Origin of the sequence: Polaribacter sp., from assembly GCF_051251875.1 — a bacterium.
GTDB lineage: Bacteria > Bacteroidota > Bacteroidia > Flavobacteriales > Flavobacteriaceae > Polaribacter.
This window is the reverse complement of record NZ_JBPOGL010000003.1, coordinates 141,503-159,707: the sequence shown is the minus strand read 5'-3', so window position 1 is coordinate 159,707 and position 18,205 is coordinate 141,503. Positions and strand designations below refer to the sequence as shown.

The window sequence follows — 18,205 nt, the reverse complement described above, 5'->3', positions numbered from 1 at the left end:
AATGAAATCTATAAAATACCTTCTTGTTTTTGCCCTTGTTTTTACCGCTTGTAAAACTTCTAAAAACATCATAGATGCTAATGTGGTTGCCAAAGAAATGGCAGCCAAAAAAGTAGCAAAAAAACACATTGCAGCTAACTTTGATAAAAAAACAATAGACGCTAAGTTTAAAGTAAATTTTAATAACGGAAAAACAAACCAAAGTATTTCTGTGAACCTAAAAATCATAAAAGACGAAGTTATTTGGCTGAAAGGCACCAAACTAATAAGTGTTTTTAAGGCAAAAATTACACCTACTTCTGTACAGTATTATTCTCCTTATGCAAAAAATTATTTTGAAGGAGATTTTTCTATGCTCACAAAATTGTTGGGTGTAGAAATTAATTTTAATCAACTTCAAAACTTATTTTTAGGTCAATCATTACAAAATGTAAAAGAAGAAAAACAAGAAGTTGTTATTGTAAACAACTCTTATCTTTTATCCCCAGAAACACAAGCAAATTTATTTGATATTTTCTTTGCCATAAACCCTTCTCATTTTAAATTAGATTCTCAATCTATTGTAAATTCTATAAAAAATAAACGTTTAGATGTTTTTTATCCGTCATATACTATTGTAGATAAGGTCTTATTTCCATCAGAAATTAATATCAATGCAAAACAACTAAATAGTAATAATCAAATAGATTTTTACTTAAAATCTGTGGAGTTTAACACCAATCTAGATACTTCTTTTTCAATTCCTAATAAAGCCTATAAACGCATTAATTTATAATGAATAAAACGCAATTTTACATATCTATTTTAGCTTTTATACTAAGTGGTTTTTCAGTTTTAGGACAAACTAGAAAACAGCTAGAAACCGAACGTATTAAATTGCAAAACGAAATTAAACAAGTAAATAGCTTGCTTTTTAACGAGCAAAAGAAAGAAAAAAATGCTTTAGAAGACTTAAATAATCTGAATCAGAAAATTGAAGTTCGAAACAAATTAATTTATACGATAAACTTAGAAGCAAAAGCATTGTCTAAAGAAATAAATGGCAACGAAAAAGAAATAAAAGCTTTAAATAAAAAATTATCTGAATTAAAAGAAGATTATGCAGATATGATTTTTAAATCATACAAAAGCAAATCTCAGCAAAGTAAAACCATGTTTTTATTGTCTTCACAGAACTTTTACCAAGCGTATAAGCGTTTAGAGTACATGAAACAATATACTGCTTTTAGAAAAAAACAAGGAGAAGAAATAAGTATACAAACTAGTATTGTACAAAAATTAAACGACTCTTTGTTAATTCAAAAAAAATCGAAAGACAGGTTACTTTCAGCAGAAAAAAATGAGAAATCTAAAATTGAAACAGATAAAAAAAGAAAAGAATTCTTAATTGCAGCTATTAAAAAGAAAGAAAACTCCTACAAAAGAGACTTAAGAAAAAAAATAGCACAAGAAAAAGATGTTGCTGCAAAAATTGATAAAATTATACGCGATGCTATTGCAAAAGCAAATAAAAAGGTTAAAGTAAAACCAAAATCTACCAAAAAGAATGAGTTTATTTTAACTCCGGAAGCAAAAGCTCTGGCAACAAAATTTGAGTTGAATAAAGGAAAACTTCCTTGGCCTGTAAAAGAAGGTTTGGTAACTAGAAGATTTGGTGTACAAGCACATCCAACCATAAAAGGAATTACAGTAAATAGTACCGGCCTACACATTAATACCAAAAAAGGTGTGTTTGCAGAAAGTGTTTTTAACGGAAAAGTGTTGGCCATTCAATTAACTTCTGAAGGCAGAAAAAATGTTTTAGTACAACATGGTAATTACATAACTGCTTATAATAATTTAGAAAGTATATTGGTAAAAAAGGATGATAATGTTGTAACCGGACAAAAAATAGGTAAAATATTTACCGATAAAGTTTCTGGTAAAACCAAACTAATTTTTGTGCTTTTTAAAAATACCAAACGTTTAAATCCTTCTTCTTGGATTTTAAAAAGATAGTTCCTTTTAACTGAAATTCAGAAAAAACAATTGTTCTAAAATTATAAAGTAACCATATATTTTTACTTCATAAAAAATTCCATAATCATTTTAAAAATAAAATAATTATGGAATTTAATTTGAAACTCTGAAACAACTTTAACGCTTAGTTTCTAACAATTTTTAAAACTGTTTTATTGTTTATAAGCGCCATATATACACCTTTTGCTAAGGAAGAAACATTAATTTCTACATTATTTTTATCAGTGTAATTATTCTTTATTAATTTTTGTCCTTGCAAATTATAAATCACAACAGAATTAATACTGTAAGCAGTATTTTTTATAGTGATTTTATTATCTGTTGGATTTGGATACAAGCTTAAAGTATTGCTAAAACTCACCTCATTTGTAGAAAGTACCGTTTCATTATCTATACCATAAGTTGGATTTTGAATTACAAAATCTCCGGTTCCATTAGGGTTTCTTGCATACCCCATATCATCTGTTTGTTCTCCAAAGGTGATGTTTTCTATTATGGTACCATCTGCATAAGATAAAATAGCACTTTCACCGCCTGCTGAAAATTTAATATCGGCATGTAATCCTGTTTGATCATCATCTTTATCGCACCAAACTATTAAATAACTATTTGGCGCTATTGTTAATCCTGTAGGAAATTGCCACACCAATAAATCTGTTGGATCATCAGATAAATACAAATTATCTAAACTAAGCGTTTCTGAACTATTATTATACAGCTCTAACCAATCATCATATTCTCCATCTTGATCTGTAACCGTTGTTTCGTTAGAAGCCATTATTTCATTAATTACAAGATCTCCTGGTGTTAATTTTACATAAGTTGCTTCTATTGTATAAAATTCATGTTCTGCTCTTGCTGGCGAAAATGCGCCAATATTATCGTTTTCTGCATAAATATAATATTGCATATAATTTGCATCAACAAGCACATCTACACCATAAACATTATCTCCAGAAGCACCGTCATTATGTGCACCATCATCATACATTAACACTTTAGTAAAAGGTAATGTTTCATCTGTTCTGTAACCTAAATAAACTGCATCTGAATTTGTATCTGTTACCGTACTTGTAATGCTAATAGTTTCTCCTATAATTGGCGTTGTAACAGAAGTATTTGTATTGCTAATAGTTGGCTGTGTATTTGTAAAATCTGTCTGAGACAATAAATACGTATTTCTTGCAGACATTAAGTTTGTTAAACCTGAAGCAGTTATAGACCCAAAAGTATAATCTGTATCTATATTTCCGGTAAACTGCTCATCTGTATAAAATTTATTGGTATCTGCTGTTACTGCCGAAGCAATAATTGCTTGATAATCATTTGCTAAAGTTAAGTAGCGAGAATTGCTAATGTTTTCTGTTAAAATGGTTTTGTAATGTGCCAAATACATTTTTTTATATTTTGGTATTGACATCAATTTAGAAATTAACGGAAATGCATCATCATTTATATGTAATAAGTGATCTAATTCTGCTTTTTGAATAGTTGTATTTAAACTTCCACCACCTGGAGGACCTCCAGGACCACCACCATTTTGACTTTCACCAGTCTGACTAAACGTTCCGAAAGACATGTTTAAATCCCAAATAACAGCATTAAATTGATTGTTATCATCTTTATACAAATAGTAGTTTTGTTTATACCTGCCAATATAGCTATCTAAATTTACCAAAACATTGTTTAATGCCAGCATCCAAATTGCTCTGTCTACATTAATAACATTTTCAATATTAGAAATATCATTCTTTAAAACATCTGTTAACTCTATCAAATCATTCCAATGTGCAACTGCCACTGTTGGGTCTGAATCATCATCAGATTTAATTTCATATCCTTCTTCATAACTATTAATATCGGTTCCTAAATATTCTAAACTTGGCAAATTAGCAGTAATAGGACTTGCACCGTTAGGCGGACTACAGCTAAAAAACGCATTACTTTTAGAGTTAAAATGCTTATTTACAAAAGTTTTAGTAATGGCTTCTGTATTTGTGTACAACCCCATTAAAGTACCATTTACATATACATTTGCGTAGTTTGCCTCTGGCGCATACATATATTGGTTTATAATATTGTAAGCAATAGTTTCTCTCACAAAAGAAGGATCATACAATACATTTGCTAACTTAATATCTTTGTAACCTTGATAGTCTTGATCTATATAAGTGTCTAATTCTATGTGAAATGGGTTTTTTGTTTGACTTGAGTTATACGTACTATTGCCCTTATATTTTACACCAACTTGATTAAACAAGGTTCCGTTAATAGTAACAGATTGTGCTTCTGTATAGTTATTATCACCTTCTTTTTCAGCATCTAATAATTCATCCCAATTACTTTCAGCAAAAACTATTTCAATAGTTTGAATGGTATTTATGTTGTAAAAATCTTGAGAATAAATGGTTAAGGTTAAAAACCACAGTAAAAGAGTAAATTTTTTTTTCATTTTTTTTTATTTAAGATTTAACTTTTTAGATGCCTTTTCGTTCATAAACTTGCGCCATTCATTAAAAATAAATTTAGTAATAAAATGACAATGAAAAGAATACGTCTTACTCTGGTTGAGGGTAATACTTTATATTCTTTTGTAAAATTATTGCATTTGGCAATGTAATTAATTCTCCTTTTTTAGTTTTTAAAGTGATAAAAAAAGCGCCAATATCTCTAATTTCTCCTGTAGTATCATTGTCTTTTTCTAAGATGGTAATGGTATCGCCAATCTTTACAGGATAATTTACAAACAGAATTATACCCGCCGTAATGTTAGAAAGGATAGACCATTGGGCAAAAAAAGCAATCCCTAAAATGGTTAAAAAAGAAGAAATATAAATTAATAATTGTTTTTCATCTACTCCCCAAATAAAAGCAACTATTACAATAACAGACATATACGTTAGAACTGTAATAATTTTATTAGTCAAAACAATTCTTGCATTTTGAAAACCAAATTTTTGCTGAATTTTACGCAACGATTTTGTAATTAACCAATGCACAAAAAAAGCAATGATCAAAATTACTACAGTTTGTATTATTCTATAATTATCTATTCTCATATTTATAAAGTTTAAGTAAACAATGCTTTTAATTCAGTTGCTTCATTTGGTTGTAATTTGCCCGCTAAAACCAGGCTCAATTGTTTTCTTCTTAAAGCTCCTTCAAACCTTTCTATTTCTAATTCAGTTTCTGGTTTTATTTGAGGAATCATAGTTGGTTTCCCAGTTTCATCAACCGCTACTAAAGTATAAATACCTTCATTAACTTTGGTTCTAAATCTAGATTGCCTGTCTTCTATCCAAACATCTACATAAATTTCCATAGATGTTTTAAAAGCTCTAGATACTTTGGCCTCTATAGTTACTACACTACCAACGGGTATTGCTTTGTTAAATGCCACATGGTTTACAGAAGCCGTTACCACAATTCTTCTTGAGTGTCTTCTTGCAGCAATACTGCAAGCTCTGTCCATTCTTGCCAACAACTCGCCACCAAAAAGGTTGTCTAAATAATTAGTTTCACCAGGTAACACTAAATCGGTAAGAGTTGTTATAGAGTCTTTGGGAGTTTTTACTTCCATTGCTAAAAATTTCTGCAAAGATAGCAATCACATCCTTAAAAAGGATGTTAATAAAAAGTAAAGAGCTTGATTTTTAGTAGAAGTGAAGTTTTTATGAAATTTATACAAGTTCTTTGAAAAAATCTAAAGATATTTCTAGCTACAGCACATAATTTTTACTCAATTTCACTAATTTCAATTACCCATTTGTGAATACCCTAAAATAGTCTTTCGGAAATTCACTCTAAAATTGACTGTTTACACTAGAAAATACTATAAAACTATTATAGTTTTTCTATAAGAAGCCAAGCATCTTTAGAAACGGTTTTTTGAATGCGATACAAGTTGTTAATTGCTTCTCTTTTTTTAACAAAGCTATTAAAAGAAACTTGGGTTAAACCCCATTTATTAACACCAATAATCTGAGCATTATACCCTTTCTTTTTAAGTTCATCAACTTTCTTTTGGGCGTTTTCTGGAAATTGAAAAGCACCAGCAACTATATGATACGGTTTTGGTATTTCTTTAGCAACATTTAACTCTATTGTTGGCAACGGATTAGAAATTACAAAAGTGGCTGCTTGTATCTTTTTTTGAATTGCTTTTTGCTGATTTGCCAATAATTTTTCTTGCTCTTTTTGTTGATAACCAGCATATCCTGCAAAACCTAATGTTAATAAAATTGCTGCAGTTGCCGCATATTTTATAAAGGCAGGAATTCCTTTTTCAGCTGTTTTTTCTACAACAGGCACTAAAGGTTTTACTTGTTCTTTGTATCTTTTTATTGCTGAAGATTCTAAGGCCGTTAAACCAAAAGAATCTGTTAGAAAATTAAAAACAGCATTGGGTTCAAAAATAATTTGATTCTCATCATTTAAAGACAAAGTACCAATATTTTCTAAAGAAATAGCCGCAGTTTGCAATTCGTTTTGCCATTTTATTACAGACAAAGAAATAGCTGTAGACGCTTTCTCAAAAGAAATATTTTCTGCAGAAGCTATATAATTTGCCAACAAACCGTCATTGTGTTTTAAATGACTGTTAAACGTAATTTGTTTGCTTGGCGGATAAAACATTTGGGTAGTTTCATCTAATTTTGCACCAATTCTATTGGTTACAAATCCTCCAAAATCAGGTACTATTACGCAATCGTATCTGTACAATAAATCGTTTATGTAATTGGCTAAAATCATTAATACAAATATAGAAAAATAGCCATCTATTTTTACCGAATAGTTTAAAATTTATTCACAATTTAAATAACTAATTCATTTTCAGTATTTTTTTGTAAATTTAAAAGACCATTTCTTTATTTGAACGATGAAATTCTACTATAAAACTCTTTTTTTTATATTCATTATCTCCGTAAAAAGTTATGCTTTTCAAAAAACCATAGTTCTAAACTCCCAAAATACAGCTATAAACCTAAGAGATTACGCAACTATTTTTACTTCTGAAGAAGAACTTTTAACAAACGAAATAGACATAAATGCGTTTCGTAAAATAGACCCTACAACAGATTTCTTTTATTTTGATTTTACCCTAAAAACTATTTGTTTACAGTTTTATTTGACAAATAAATTGGAAAAAAACAAACAATTTTATGTTCGGTTTTCCAATACCATGATTCATGAAATTATAGTTTACAAACACACGCCAAATGGTTTTATAGAACTTCATAAAACAGGTATAAAACACCCCATAAAGTCCAAATTAGTAAGAAATAGAAATTTTATAATTCCTATTGAAATAAATTCAAAAGAAAGCGCCTCTTATATGATTTGTTTAAATAAAATAAACGGAAGACCTTTAGTAACCAATGTAATGTTATTAAGTAAAGACTCTATCAATTCTAAAAGTTTTAAAGAAGACATTATTATTGGTGCTTATGTTGGCTTAAGTTTTATTTTCTTACTAATTGGCATTGTGCTTTTTGTTGTTTTAAAAAAATCTATTTACTTTTTTTATTCGCTTTACATTTTCTTTCTAGGCTTGTTTATTTTATCCTATACAGGTGTTTTTCAACAACTTTTTTTATCATCAGAAATTATTATTAATAAATATTTACATTATGTAGTTTTTGGCGAATTGGCATTTGTTTTTTTTGTTGTATTCTCTCAAAAATTTCTGAACACAAAAAAACATCAACCAAAATTATATAAAATTGTTTTGTGGTTGATGACAACCTTAATTGTACTACGATTATTACTGCATTTTTTCTTTAACAACTTGTTTTCAAATTACATTCCAACTTTTATGAAAGTTTGGTATTTACTATATGTAATAGGTGTTTTTTTAGTTGCTTATCAAATTATAGTTTTATACAAAAATGGCAAGAAAAAAAACATCCTTTTTGCAATTGCCTATTTGTTCATGATATTAGGTTCTTTTATTTCTGTAATATACCATAGTTTTGGCTTGGTAAATGCCATTGTTTTTAATTTACCTTTATTGTTATTTACATCATTACTAGAACTAATTTTTATAACCATAGCTTTAGGTTTTTTAGTGATAGATATTATGAATGATAAAAGGAATTTATTAAAAGAAGTCGCAAAACAAAAGCAGCAGAATTTAAAAGAATTTATAACCTTAAACAGCAAAACTAAAGTCTATTTAGATGCTTTAAAATATGTAAAATCAGACGGAAATTATTTAGAGTTTTATGTTACCGATAAAAAAATATTGGATAGAAATAAACTAAAAACGCTACAAGAAATTTTACCATCAAATTTTGTGAAGGTTCATCGTTCTTTTATTATCAATAAAAATTACATTAAAACAACTACCAGCACTTCAGTAATTTTAAATCCAAATATAGAAATACCTGTTTCACGTACTTTTAAAGAAAACCTTAAAGGTTAGTAATGTTCTTTTTTGTGTTAGTCATCACAAATTTATAAAATGCCTTTTTATTTCATGTAATTTTAGAATATCAACACCTAAAATTAAATATCATGAAAAATTATATCCTATTTTTTTGCATCACCCTATTAACTTCTAATTTATATGCTCAAACCAATGGTTGGCAGCAATACTCGCAACCCAAGAAAATTTACGACATGCAATATGACAGTGCCGGAAATTTACATTGTGGTACAGATATGGGTTACGTAAAGCTAGACAATATGCTTACTGTTGTAGCTTTTAAAAATCTTACTTCTCAAGATGTTCCTGTCGGAAAACTTAAACAAGTTGCTTTAGATCCTAGTAATGATGATTTTTTTTACGGCGTAGATGATGACGAGAAAATTGCTTCTTTTAATCTTGACAATGGAAACATAGAGTACCCCACTTTTAATGCTACGCTTGAAGAGTATAGAAACACCCAATTGTATTGGGCAAGCAATAACGAAATGTATGTGTTTTCAAAAGAAAAAAAATATTATCAAACGGTAAACAATGGCGTGCTAAGCCCTAAAAAAGATGTTGACTTTTATCCTCAAAGTATTGTAGAAAATAGTGATCATACAAAAGCATATTTTGCCGGAATTAACAACGGTTTATGGGAATTAGATAAAGCAACTACCAACTGGACCAATTACAACATGCAAAACTCTGCCATACATAGTAATGGTTTAACGGATTTAGAAATAGATTCTAACAATGTTTTATACATTTCTAGTTACGCCGGCTTATGCACACTTACCAACGGAACTTTTGCAAACTACGAAGAACCAATACCAGGCGGCACTATTAATTATCCCTGTTTTCAAGTAGATGTTCACCCCAATACCGATAAAGTATTGGTAAGAACTTCTTTAAATAATTCTGCCAGTCACAGTGGTTTTGCAACAGTAGATTTAACTACAAATACATGGAATTTTTATGCAGAAGACAATACCAATTGTGTGAATAAAAACACTTTTGATCATGTAAATTATTCTTCTGATGGTTCTAAAATTTTAGCCATAGAACCTTTTGGAGGTTACTATTCTGCATCAAACACTGTTTTTGACCCCGTTATAAATTCGTGTAACCCTATCAACTTCAACTACTTAAACGCATCAGAATTAAGCCAATACTCAGATATAAATGTAAGATCTTCAAAAGACACAAATGCACCTAACAATAAATTTGAAATTGGTTTTACCAATAATGATGGATTTAGCATTCAAGAACTACCAATTATTGTTACTGGTAACGATTTTGCAGCATATAATAATTCAGAAATAATAATACCCAATAATAATGGAGAGGTACAATACGATGTTTTATCTACAAAAAATTATTTTTTAATCACCAATAATAAAAATGAAATTCAGTTTGTTGATGATGATAATAATATAACCAAACAACAACTAACAGGAATTGGCTCAGGTGGAATTATAAAAGCAAAAACCGCGGGTTCTATTGCCAACCACTACCAACCTATTGTTTTAAGCACTTATAATAACGGTGCAGAAAGAAAGTTTGATATTATTAATTGCGATTTAGAAAATAGTACTTGTACGCCAGGAACAGAGGTTTTTACAAATGATAGAAATGTAACAGCTAATGCAACATTTAATTGTACAGAAAAAAGTGATACGGAATTATTATGTGGCATTCTTAAAGAAAATGCAACTGATGAAATTACAGCAGAACTTATCAACTATAATATATCAGCAAAATCTTCAGTAATACTATTAACAAAGGTAGTTTCCCATTTAATTTCACAAATAAATAGAGAAATTAACTTTTTAGAAACATCACCAGAAGACGAAACGAACAATCCAAAAGCACATTTTTCTAGTCATGAGAGAAAACAATTAAATAGAATTGAAAACGTTAATAATGAACCCGTAATTACAGAATTTACCATAGACGTAAATCAAGATGGTAAAGTAGATAGTGTTGATGAAGCTATTGCTGGCAATATTTTTATAAAAGGTAGAGATTTAGACCCAGACATTCCGTTTGATTTTTTAAAAGCCATTTTTTTATATTTAGAGCGAGTAAATACTACTGGGAATGGAACTTCTGAAAGAGTAAGACAAAAATTTGCAGATGTAATAGCGTATAGAGAAGGCAACACTGCAAATAAAAATAGTACAACTACAGAAATTCCTTATAGTGCTATTACCGAATCAGAAATTAAAGATTTACCACAAGATTTAATCATTTATAAAACCATAAGATACTTTAACTCTACACAAAATTATACGCTTCTTTTAAATACAAATTATGGTCTTTTACACAAATCTGGAATCACGATTAACGATGTATTAAGCATATCTGAAAATACAATTTCAGAAAATAATATTTCTGTGTACCCAAACCCAAGTACAAATGCTTTAAAAGTTACAGGCGTAACTGCCAAAAAACTTACCTTACTAGATATAAACGGACGCAAAATAACTTCAACAAACGGCAATCAATTAAAGTTTTCCAATGTTTCTAAAGGAATGTATGTATTAAAGATAGAAACGGAAAAGAATAGTATCATCACAAAAAAAATAATTATTCAGTAAGTAACTTTAGCATTAAAACCTTTTTGTATCTTGTAGGTGTTGATACTTTTATGATATGCAAAATGAAAAGTTACTTGCTGTTTTACGTCTACAAAAATGCACGGCTATTGGTGATATTTTAGCAAAAAAACTCATTGTACATGTGGGTGATGTTGAACAAATATTTAAAGAAAAATCAGCAACATTACAAAAAATAAATGGTATTGGAAACCACGTTTTAAAGCACCTTTTTGATAAAAAAAACATCAATTTAGCTACACAAGAACTGGCATATATTACAGAAAATAATATTGCATATTCTTATTTTTTAGATGATGATTATCCTGTAAACCTACAAAATTGTATAGATGCACCAATTTTACTTTTTAAAGATGGAAATTTAGATTTTTCAAACAACAGAATAATCTCTATTGTAGGCACAAGAAATATGAGTTCTTATGGACGCGATTTTTGCAATCAATTTATTAAAGATCTAGCAACCTACAACCCTGTAATTGTTAGCGGTTTTGCTTACGGCGTTGATATTTGTGCACACAAAGCAGCCATCAAAAACAATTTGCAAACCATTGCTGTTTTAGCACACGGTTTTGAGCAAATATATCCTAAAGTGCATAAAAAATACATCAATCAAGTAAATGAAAAAGGTGGGTTTTTAACCGAATTTTGGCATGAAGAAACTCCTTTAAGAGAAAACTTTTTAAAACGAAATAGAATTGTAGCAGGCATTTCTAAAGCCACCATTATTATAGAGTCTGCAGAAAAAGGAGGCTCTTTAGTTACCGCAGATATTGCCAACTCTTATAATAAAGATGTTTTTGCCGTTCCGGGAAGAACCACAGATATTTACAGTAAAGGATGCAATAATTTAATTAGAAACAACAGAGCGCATTTGCTAAATTCAGCTTCAGATATTGTAAAAATGTTGAATTGGGATATTCCAGAAAAACCCAAAACAATACAAAAACAACTATTTGTAACACTGAATGAAAATGAGCAAAAAATTCATGATTTACTTCACCTTAAAGGCAAACAATTATTAGATGTTATTGCTTTAGAATGTAACATTCCTATTTATCAATTATCATCTATACTATTACAATTAGAACTAAAAGGCGTTACAAAACCATTGCCTGGTAAAATGTTTGAACTTGCTTAATTATAACATTTTATTAAAACCAACAAACCCTAAAATAGAAACTAAAGAATTGTTTGTCTATTAAAAAATAAATAAAACAGTTTCTTTTGAATCAAACAATTAATATTTAAAGTATCTTTATTACTTCTTATTTTTTAAAATACAAACCAAAAGATGGCAATAGAAAGAAAATTAATGTCAAAGAAAAAACCATCATTTCCTATTAACGGAATGTTGAATGAATATTTAAAAAAATACAAAAGAAACATAAAAATCCCTATTTTTTATGATGATTTACTACGTTTTCAAGGCTCTGTTACCGTGTATGATAAAAATGATGAAGATACCCTTTGGATACGCACCTATTATTCTGAGTGGGACAGAGCAGAAATAGACAATAGTTTAAAGAAAATATACAACATGTTACTTTCAGATGGAAATGATGACACACTTCCGTTTTTAAATGTTGATGCCATAGATTATTGTACGTTTGGTAATTCTAAACCATTTAGAATTAAAGTAAGAAATATTTTAAATGACAATTTTACCTATTTTTATGTAAAAAAAGCAGATGCTTCTCGTGTTTATGGCTTAGAATTAGAACACATATTATCTCCGCATAACATTAACTTTTTAGTGTACAAAGACACCTTAATAGAAGAACATATTGTAGGAATTCCAGGAGATGATTTTATAAAAAATTTCTTACCAAAATGTACAGAATCAGAAAAATCTCAAATAGCCAAAGAGTTTGTTAAATTTAAAGAACGTTGTTTAGTACGCTTGTTAGGAGACATGCGTTCTTACAATTATGTGGTGACGCCAACCCACGATTTTTCTCATATTATATATAAAATTAGAGCCATAGATTTTGATCAACAATCTTTTGAAGGAAATTTAAAAGTCTACAATTTACAGTTTATGAAAGAAAACTTTAAAATGGTAGAAATGGTTAGTAAAAAACTACAAAACTCCTCTATAAACCAATATAAAATTGAAGAGCGTTCTTTTATGGCAAAACGTATGATTACAGCACCAAGAAGAACAGAATGGCTTTTAAATTGCATGAAAAACGACAGCATTTCGTATCCGGAAAATATAGCACTTCTTAAAAAACAATTAATGAAATACGTTGGTGATGTTAAATTTAAAGAATGCAAAAATATGGGCGAAATTCTAGAAACCATCTTAGAATTTGTAAGACGTAATTATTTAGATATTAGAAATAAAGAACTGTTTTAGTATTACCATAAAAATATTTTTATAAGAGTATTTATCTTTTCATAAGCCTCTTTAAATCTTTAGCGATGTTTTTCTTTTAAGAGATTTTTACCATTGTTAGATTAACAAATAAAAGGTTTTCCGTATTTTCGAAAGATGGAAATGAAACCTCCTTTTAGAAAAATAATTCATGTAGATATGGATGCTTATTACGCGTCTGTAGCAGAATTAGACCATCCGGAATTACGAGGAAAAGCCATTGCTGTTGGAGGCAATGAAATAAGAGGTGTTGTTTCTGCAGCAAGTTATGAAGCTAGAAAATACGGTGTAAAATCTGCCATGAGTGGTGTTTTGGCAAAACAAAAATGTCCACATTTAATTTTTGTAAAAACTGATTTTGCTCGCTACAAAGAAATTTCATCAAAAATTAGAGGAATCTTTTATCAATATACAAACTTGGTAGAGCCACTTTCTTTAGATGAAGCCTATTTAGATGTTACAGAAAACAAAAAAGGAAATCCGTCTGCCAGTTTAATTGCCGAAGAAATTCGTCAAAAAATATACTCAGAAACAGGTTTGCGAGCTTCCGCCGGCATTTCTATCAATAAATTTATTGCAAAAGTAGCTTCAGACATCAACAAACCAAACGGACAAAAAACCATAAATCCAGAAGAGGTTTTGCCATTTTTAGAACAATTACCAGTCAATAAATTTTACGGAGTTGGTAAAGTTACCGCTGCAAAAATGTATAATCTAGGAATTTTTGTGGGCAACGATTTAAAGAAAAAATCCTTAGAAGAATTGGTGAAGCTTTTCGGAAAATCTGGCGCACATTATTACAATATTGTAAGAGGAATTCACAATAGCAAGGTAAAACCAAATAGAATTCAAAAATCAATAGCCGCAGAGCGTACTTTTATTGAAAACATTTCTTCGGAAATTTTTATGATCGAAAAATTAGAACACATTGCCGCAGAATTAGAGCGAAGAATGATAAAATCTGAAACCAAAGGAAAAACTATTACTCTAAAAATAAAATATTCAGATTTTACGCAGCAAACCAGAAGTAAAACCAAAACAACTTTTATGCAATCTAAAAAAGATTTTTTTCCTGTGGTAAAAGAATTGTTATTTCAAGAAAAATTACAAAATTCTGTACGCTTATTAGGTTTATCTTTTGCAAATTTAAACACCGTTATCAAAGAACCCGTTTGGGTGCAATTACAATTTGAATTTTAGCACTTAGTATTTTTTAGAATGCTTAAAAATTATGGTTAGATAACTGTTTAAGAGTAATAGAAACCTAGTAAAAATGAAAACAACAATAAAAAGAACAAATTCCGAAAATATAGATTTTATCAATTTGGTAAAAAAGTTAGACGCCTATCTAAAACTAATGGACGGTGAAGAACATGCGTTTTACAATCAATACAACACCATAGCCGTTTTAAAAAATGTTGTTGTTATTTATGTTGATGAAAAACCAATTGGTTGCGGCGCCGTAAAAAAGTTTGATAGTTCTTCTATGGAAGTTAAAAGAATGTATGTGCGTCCAGAAAATAGAGGAAATGGTATGGCACAAAAACTTTTAAGCGAATTAGAAATCTGGTCAAAAGAAATGGGCTATAAAAAATGTGTGTTAGAAACTGGTAAAAGACAAGTAGAAGCCGTACAATTTTACAAAAAATGCAACTATGAAATAACGCCAAATTATGGTCAATATAAAAATATAGAAAACAGTATTTGTTTTGAAAAAACATTATAAATGAACTTTAGCTATTGGGAATTAAAAGAATGGTTTACCAACATAGATTTTACCATTGTTGGTAGCGGTATTGTAGGATTAAATTGCGCTATAGAGCTCAAGAACAGCTACCCAAATGCCAAAATTTTAATTCTAGAAAAAGGAATGTTGCCACAAGGTGCAAGCACAAAAAATGCGGGTTTTGCTTGTTTTGGAAGTTTATCTGAAATAATAGACGATTTAAAGTACCATTCAGAACAAGAGGTTTTTAATTTGGTTGAAAAACGTTGGAAAGGTTTACAATTATTGCGCAAGAATTTAGGTGATAAAAATATCGACTTTCAACAAAATGGCGGTTTTGAGCTTTGTAAAGACATTTCATTTTTTGAAAAATACAATGCAGAAAGAAAAAAGATAAATCAGTTTTTAGAACCCATTTTTAAGTCTGATGTTTTTTTGGTTCAAGAAGATACATTTGGGTTTAAAAAAGTACACACAAACCACTTTATAAACCCATTTGAAGGTCAAATAAACACTGGAAAAATGGTTTTGGAATTGTTAAGTAAAATTCAAAAATTAGGAATCAAAATTTTAAATAATATTTCAGTTGAAAATTTTTCTGAAACAGGAAATAATGTTGCCATAAAAACGAATAAAATTACTTTTAAAACCAACAAATTGTGTATTGCAACCAATGGTTTTGCTGCGCAACTTTTACAAGAAAACATACAACCTGCTAGAGCCCAAGTTTTAATTACCAAACCTATTAAAAATTTACATATAAAAGGCACTTTTCACTTAGATAAAGGCTATTATTATTTTAGAAACATTGACAACAGAATTTTGCTAGGTGGCGGAAGAAATCTAGATTTTAAAACCGAAGAAACCACAGAGTTTGGTCAGACAGAAATTATTCAACAGAAATTAGAAAAAATTTTAAAAGAAATAATTTTACCAACTACTTATTTCGAAATTGAACACCGTTGGAGTGGAATTATGGGAGTTGGCAATCAGAAAAAGCCAATTGTAAAACAAGTTTCAGAAAATGTTTTCTGTGGAGTTCGTTTAGGCGGAATGGGCATTGCCATTGGTAGTTTGGTGGGTAAAGAATTAGCAGAATTATTAAATTAACAAAAGGAACCCACGTTTTTGATTTTACAAATACGTTAGCAAACAAATGAAAACAGACAATACCTTAGACATTGTTATAATTGGCGGCGGTTTGGCGGGTTTGTGCAACGCAATTCATTTATCTAAATTTGGTAAAAAAGTGTTACTAATTGAGAAAAACGCTTATCCAAAACACAAAGTTTGCGGAGAATATATTTCTAATGAAGTGTTGCCCTATTTACAGTATTTAGATATGAATCCGTTTGATTATGGCGCTGTAAAAATTAAAAACTTTCAACTTTCAACAACCAAAAACAATTTAATTTCTGCAAAACTTCCCTTAGGCGGTTTTGGTATTTCCAGATATAAACTCGATTCTATTTTATCAGAAAAGGCAAAAGAGAATGGCGTAACAATTTTACAAGATGTAGTGATAGCTATAGATTTTAAAGATGATTTATTTTCTATAAAAACCAAAGAAAACCACCTATTTACGTCTAAAATTGCCATTGGTGCTTTTGGCAAAAGAAGTTTGCTAGACGTAAAAATGAACAGAAATTTTATCAAAAAAAAATCTCCTTATCTAGGTGTTAAAATTCATGTAAAAGGCAAATTTTCATCAGATTTAGTAGCACTTCATAACTTTAAGGGCGGTTATTGTGGAGTTTCTAAAGTAGAAAATGATGTTATTAATTTGTGTTATATCAGTAATTTTTCAACATTTAAAAAATATAAAAACATTGATGACTTTCAAGAAAATGTTGTTTTCAAAAATAACTTTTTAAAAGAATTATTTCAAAACTCAGTTTCAGAATTTGCGCAACCATTAACCATTAGTCAGATTTCTTTTGAAGCAAAAAAACCAATCGAAAATCATATCATCATGTGTGGTGATGCCGCTGGTATGATTCATCCACTTTGTGGAAACGGTATGAGCATGGCCATACAATCTGCACAAATTGCATCAAAATTAATTTTACAATATCTCAATAAAAAAACTAAAACTAGAAAAGCTCTCGAAAAACAGTATCTTAGACAATGGAACGCACAATTTAAATGGAGGATAAAAGTGGGTCATTTTATTGCATTTTTATTCAGAAATGATAATATTGCCCATGTTTTACTTCAACTTTTAAAGAAATTACCATTTTTATTACCCATTATAATTAAGCAAACGCACGGAAAACCAATGAAAATTTAATGGACTTTTTTATTAGTACAAAAACCAGATCCAACAAAGAAGAATTGATGGACGATTTTTCTATTGGCGGAGATTTACTGCGTGATACATTAGATAAATTAGAAAATATAAACCGGTATTTGGGTGGAAATTTAGTAACTTTAAATGCATTAAAATCCATTTTAAAAAATCATCCGAAGGAAAAAGAAATTACCATAATTGATATTGGTTGTGGACATGGAGATATTTTACGTGATATTGCTAAGTTTGGAAGAAAACAACATTATATTTTTAAATTAATTGGTATTGACGCCAACCCAACAGCCATAGAATATGCAAATGAGTTGTCTATAAAATATCCGGAAATATCATTTTATATGGAAGATATTTTTTCTGATGAATTTAAAAAACGCCAGTTTGATATTGTGGTAGCCACACTTTTTTTGCATCACTTTAAAGAACCTGAGTTGGTTTCATTTTTAAAAAATACGTTACAACAAGCAAGAATTGGCATTGTTGTAAACGATTTACACAGACATAAATTAGCCTATTATTTATTTATGTTCTTGTCCTTATTTATAAAAAATAAAATGATTATTGAAGACGGATTAACGTCTGTTTTAAGAGGGTTTAAACGAATAGATTTGGTAAGATTATCACAAAAAATACATATACAACCAGCAATTTCATGGAAATGGGCATTTCGTTTTCAGTGGATTCTAAAGAAATAAAGGTTTTTAAGTTTTCATTTAAAACTATAAAAGGAGCGTACATAAATACTAAA

15 protein-coding genes are annotated in these 18,205 nt (G+C 29.2%); 11 read left to right on the top strand and 4 right to left on the bottom strand.

Features of this window, described 5'->3' with window-relative positions:
- Position 1 precedes the first annotated feature (1 nt).
- Together ACSHW5_RS02890 and ACSHW5_RS02885 are read left to right on the top strand one after the other, a co-directional pair.
- Complete coding sequence (locus ACSHW5_RS02890) at positions 2 to 775, top strand: DUF4292 domain-containing protein (protein ID WP_435674605.1); 774 nt, start codon at positions 2 to 4, stop codon at positions 773 to 775.
- Positions 775 to 1,998, top strand: coding sequence for a murein hydrolase activator EnvC family protein (locus tag ACSHW5_RS02885; RefSeq protein WP_435674604.1), 1,224 nt, complete (start codon positions 775 to 777; stop codon positions 1,996 to 1,998). The genes ACSHW5_RS02890 and ACSHW5_RS02885 overlap by 1 nt, the downstream gene beginning before the upstream one ends.
- 145 nt (positions 1,999 to 2,143) lie before the next feature.
- On the opposite strand, the gene ACSHW5_RS02880 is transcribed toward ACSHW5_RS02885, so the two are convergent.
- The 4 genes from ACSHW5_RS02880 to ACSHW5_RS02865 all read right to left on the bottom strand — a co-directional run bounded on the left by ACSHW5_RS02880 (position 2,144) and on the right by ACSHW5_RS02865 (position 6,771).
- Entirely contained in the window at positions 2,144 to 4,471 is a 2,328-nt protein-coding gene (locus ACSHW5_RS02880; protein ID WP_435674603.1) for a CotH kinase family protein, read from the bottom strand.
- 106 nt (positions 4,472 to 4,577) lie between these two features.
- Positions 4,578 to 5,078 (bottom strand): mechanosensitive ion channel domain-containing protein, encoded by a 501-nt coding sequence (locus tag ACSHW5_RS02875; RefSeq protein ID WP_435674602.1) that lies wholly within the window; start codon positions 5,076 to 5,078, stop codon positions 4,578 to 4,580.
- An 11-nt stretch (positions 5,079 to 5,089) separates the two neighbouring features.
- Positions 5,090 to 5,599 carry an acyl-CoA thioesterase gene (locus ACSHW5_RS02870; protein WP_435674601.1) on the bottom strand — a complete coding sequence of 170 codons (510 nt, stop codon included), beginning with the start codon at positions 5,597 to 5,599 and terminating at the stop codon, positions 5,090 to 5,092.
- Positions 5,600 to 5,862: 263 nt separating this feature from the next.
- Positions 5,863 to 6,771 (bottom strand): SPOR domain-containing protein, encoded by a 909-nt coding sequence (locus tag ACSHW5_RS02865; RefSeq protein WP_435674600.1) that lies wholly within the window; start codon positions 6,769 to 6,771, stop codon positions 5,863 to 5,865.
- Positions 6,772 to 6,898: 127 nt separating this feature from the next.
- On the opposite strand from ACSHW5_RS02865, the gene ACSHW5_RS02860 reads away from it, so the two are divergent.
- From ACSHW5_RS02860 to ACSHW5_RS02820, 9 genes are all read left to right on the top strand, one after another.
- The gene (locus ACSHW5_RS02860; protein WP_435674599.1) at positions 6,899 to 8,443 is read left to right on the top strand and encodes a 7TM diverse intracellular signaling domain-containing protein; all 1,545 of its coding nucleotides are present in this window, start codon (positions 6,899 to 6,901) and stop codon (positions 8,441 to 8,443) included.
- A 92-nt stretch (positions 8,444 to 8,535) separates the two neighbouring features.
- Positions 8,536 to 11,031 (top strand): T9SS type A sorting domain-containing protein, encoded by a 2,496-nt coding sequence (locus ACSHW5_RS02855; RefSeq protein WP_435674598.1) that lies wholly within the window; start codon positions 8,536 to 8,538, stop codon positions 11,029 to 11,031.
- Positions 11,032 to 11,086: 55 nt separating this feature from the next.
- Positions 11,087 to 12,187 carry a DNA-processing protein DprA gene (gene dprA, locus ACSHW5_RS02850; RefSeq protein WP_435674597.1) on the top strand — a complete coding sequence of 367 codons (1,101 nt, stop codon included), beginning with the start codon at positions 11,087 to 11,089 and terminating at the stop codon, positions 12,185 to 12,187.
- A gap of 153 nt (positions 12,188 to 12,340) precedes the next feature.
- Positions 12,341 to 13,408 (top strand): hypothetical protein, encoded by a 1,068-nt coding sequence (locus ACSHW5_RS02845; RefSeq protein WP_435674596.1) that lies wholly within the window; start codon positions 12,341 to 12,343, stop codon positions 13,406 to 13,408.
- 135 nt (positions 13,409 to 13,543) lie between these two features.
- A complete protein-coding gene (dinB, locus tag ACSHW5_RS02840) occupies positions 13,544 to 14,626 on the top strand; it encodes a DNA polymerase IV (RefSeq protein WP_435674595.1) in 1,083 nt (360 codons plus the stop codon).
- A gap of 73 nt (positions 14,627 to 14,699) precedes the next feature.
- The gene (locus tag ACSHW5_RS02835; RefSeq protein WP_435674594.1) at positions 14,700 to 15,152 is read left to right on the top strand and encodes a GNAT family N-acetyltransferase; all 453 of its coding nucleotides are present in this window, start codon (positions 14,700 to 14,702) and stop codon (positions 15,150 to 15,152) included.
- Positions 15,153 to 16,262, top strand: coding sequence for an NAD(P)/FAD-dependent oxidoreductase (locus ACSHW5_RS02830; protein WP_435674593.1), 1,110 nt, complete (start codon positions 15,153 to 15,155; stop codon positions 16,260 to 16,262). It abuts the gene before it with no gap.
- 46 nt (positions 16,263 to 16,308) lie between these two features.
- Complete coding sequence (locus ACSHW5_RS02825; protein ID WP_435674592.1) at positions 16,309 to 17,442, top strand: NAD(P)/FAD-dependent oxidoreductase; 1,134 nt, start codon at positions 16,309 to 16,311, stop codon at positions 17,440 to 17,442.
- A complete protein-coding gene (locus tag ACSHW5_RS02820; protein WP_435674591.1) occupies positions 17,442 to 18,152 on the top strand; it encodes a methyltransferase domain-containing protein in 711 nt (236 codons plus the stop codon). Before ACSHW5_RS02825 ends, ACSHW5_RS02820 begins: the two co-directional genes overlap by 1 nt.
- Positions 18,153 to 18,205: the final 53 nt, after the last annotated feature.

Coding starts and splice junctions, on each gene's coding strand:
- ACSHW5_RS02890 (WP_435674605.1), top strand. CDS start 2: ATGAAATCTATAAAATACCTTCTTGTTTTTGCCCTTGTTTTTACCGCT.
- ACSHW5_RS02885 (WP_435674604.1), top strand. CDS start 775: ATGAATAAAACGCAATTTTACATATCTATTTTAGCTTTTATACTAAGT.
- ACSHW5_RS02880 (WP_435674603.1), bottom strand. CDS start 4,471: ATGAAAAAAAAATTTACTCTTTTACTGTGGTTTTTAACCTTAACCATT.
- ACSHW5_RS02875 (WP_435674602.1), bottom strand. CDS start 5,078: ATGAGAATAGATAATTATAGAATAATACAAACTGTAGTAATTTTGATC.
- ACSHW5_RS02870 (WP_435674601.1), bottom strand. CDS start 5,599: ATGGAAGTAAAAACTCCCAAAGACTCTATAACAACTCTTACCGATTTA.
- ACSHW5_RS02865 (WP_435674600.1), bottom strand. CDS start 6,771: ATGATTTTAGCCAATTACATAAACGATTTATTGTACAGATACGATTGC.
- ACSHW5_RS02860 (WP_435674599.1), top strand. CDS start 6,899: ATGAAATTCTACTATAAAACTCTTTTTTTTATATTCATTATCTCCGTA.
- ACSHW5_RS02855 (WP_435674598.1), top strand. CDS start 8,536: ATGAAAAATTATATCCTATTTTTTTGCATCACCCTATTAACTTCTAAT.
- dprA (WP_435674597.1), top strand. CDS start 11,087: ATGCAAAATGAAAAGTTACTTGCTGTTTTACGTCTACAAAAATGCACG.
- ACSHW5_RS02845 (WP_435674596.1), top strand. CDS start 12,341: ATGGCAATAGAAAGAAAATTAATGTCAAAGAAAAAACCATCATTTCCT.
- dinB (WP_435674595.1), top strand. CDS start 13,544: ATGGAAATGAAACCTCCTTTTAGAAAAATAATTCATGTAGATATGGAT.
- ACSHW5_RS02835 (WP_435674594.1), top strand. CDS start 14,700: ATGAAAACAACAATAAAAAGAACAAATTCCGAAAATATAGATTTTATC.
- ACSHW5_RS02830 (WP_435674593.1), top strand. CDS start 15,153: ATGAACTTTAGCTATTGGGAATTAAAAGAATGGTTTACCAACATAGAT.
- ACSHW5_RS02825 (WP_435674592.1), top strand. CDS start 16,309: ATGAAAACAGACAATACCTTAGACATTGTTATAATTGGCGGCGGTTTG.
- ACSHW5_RS02820 (WP_435674591.1), top strand. CDS start 17,442: ATGGACTTTTTTATTAGTACAAAAACCAGATCCAACAAAGAAGAATTG.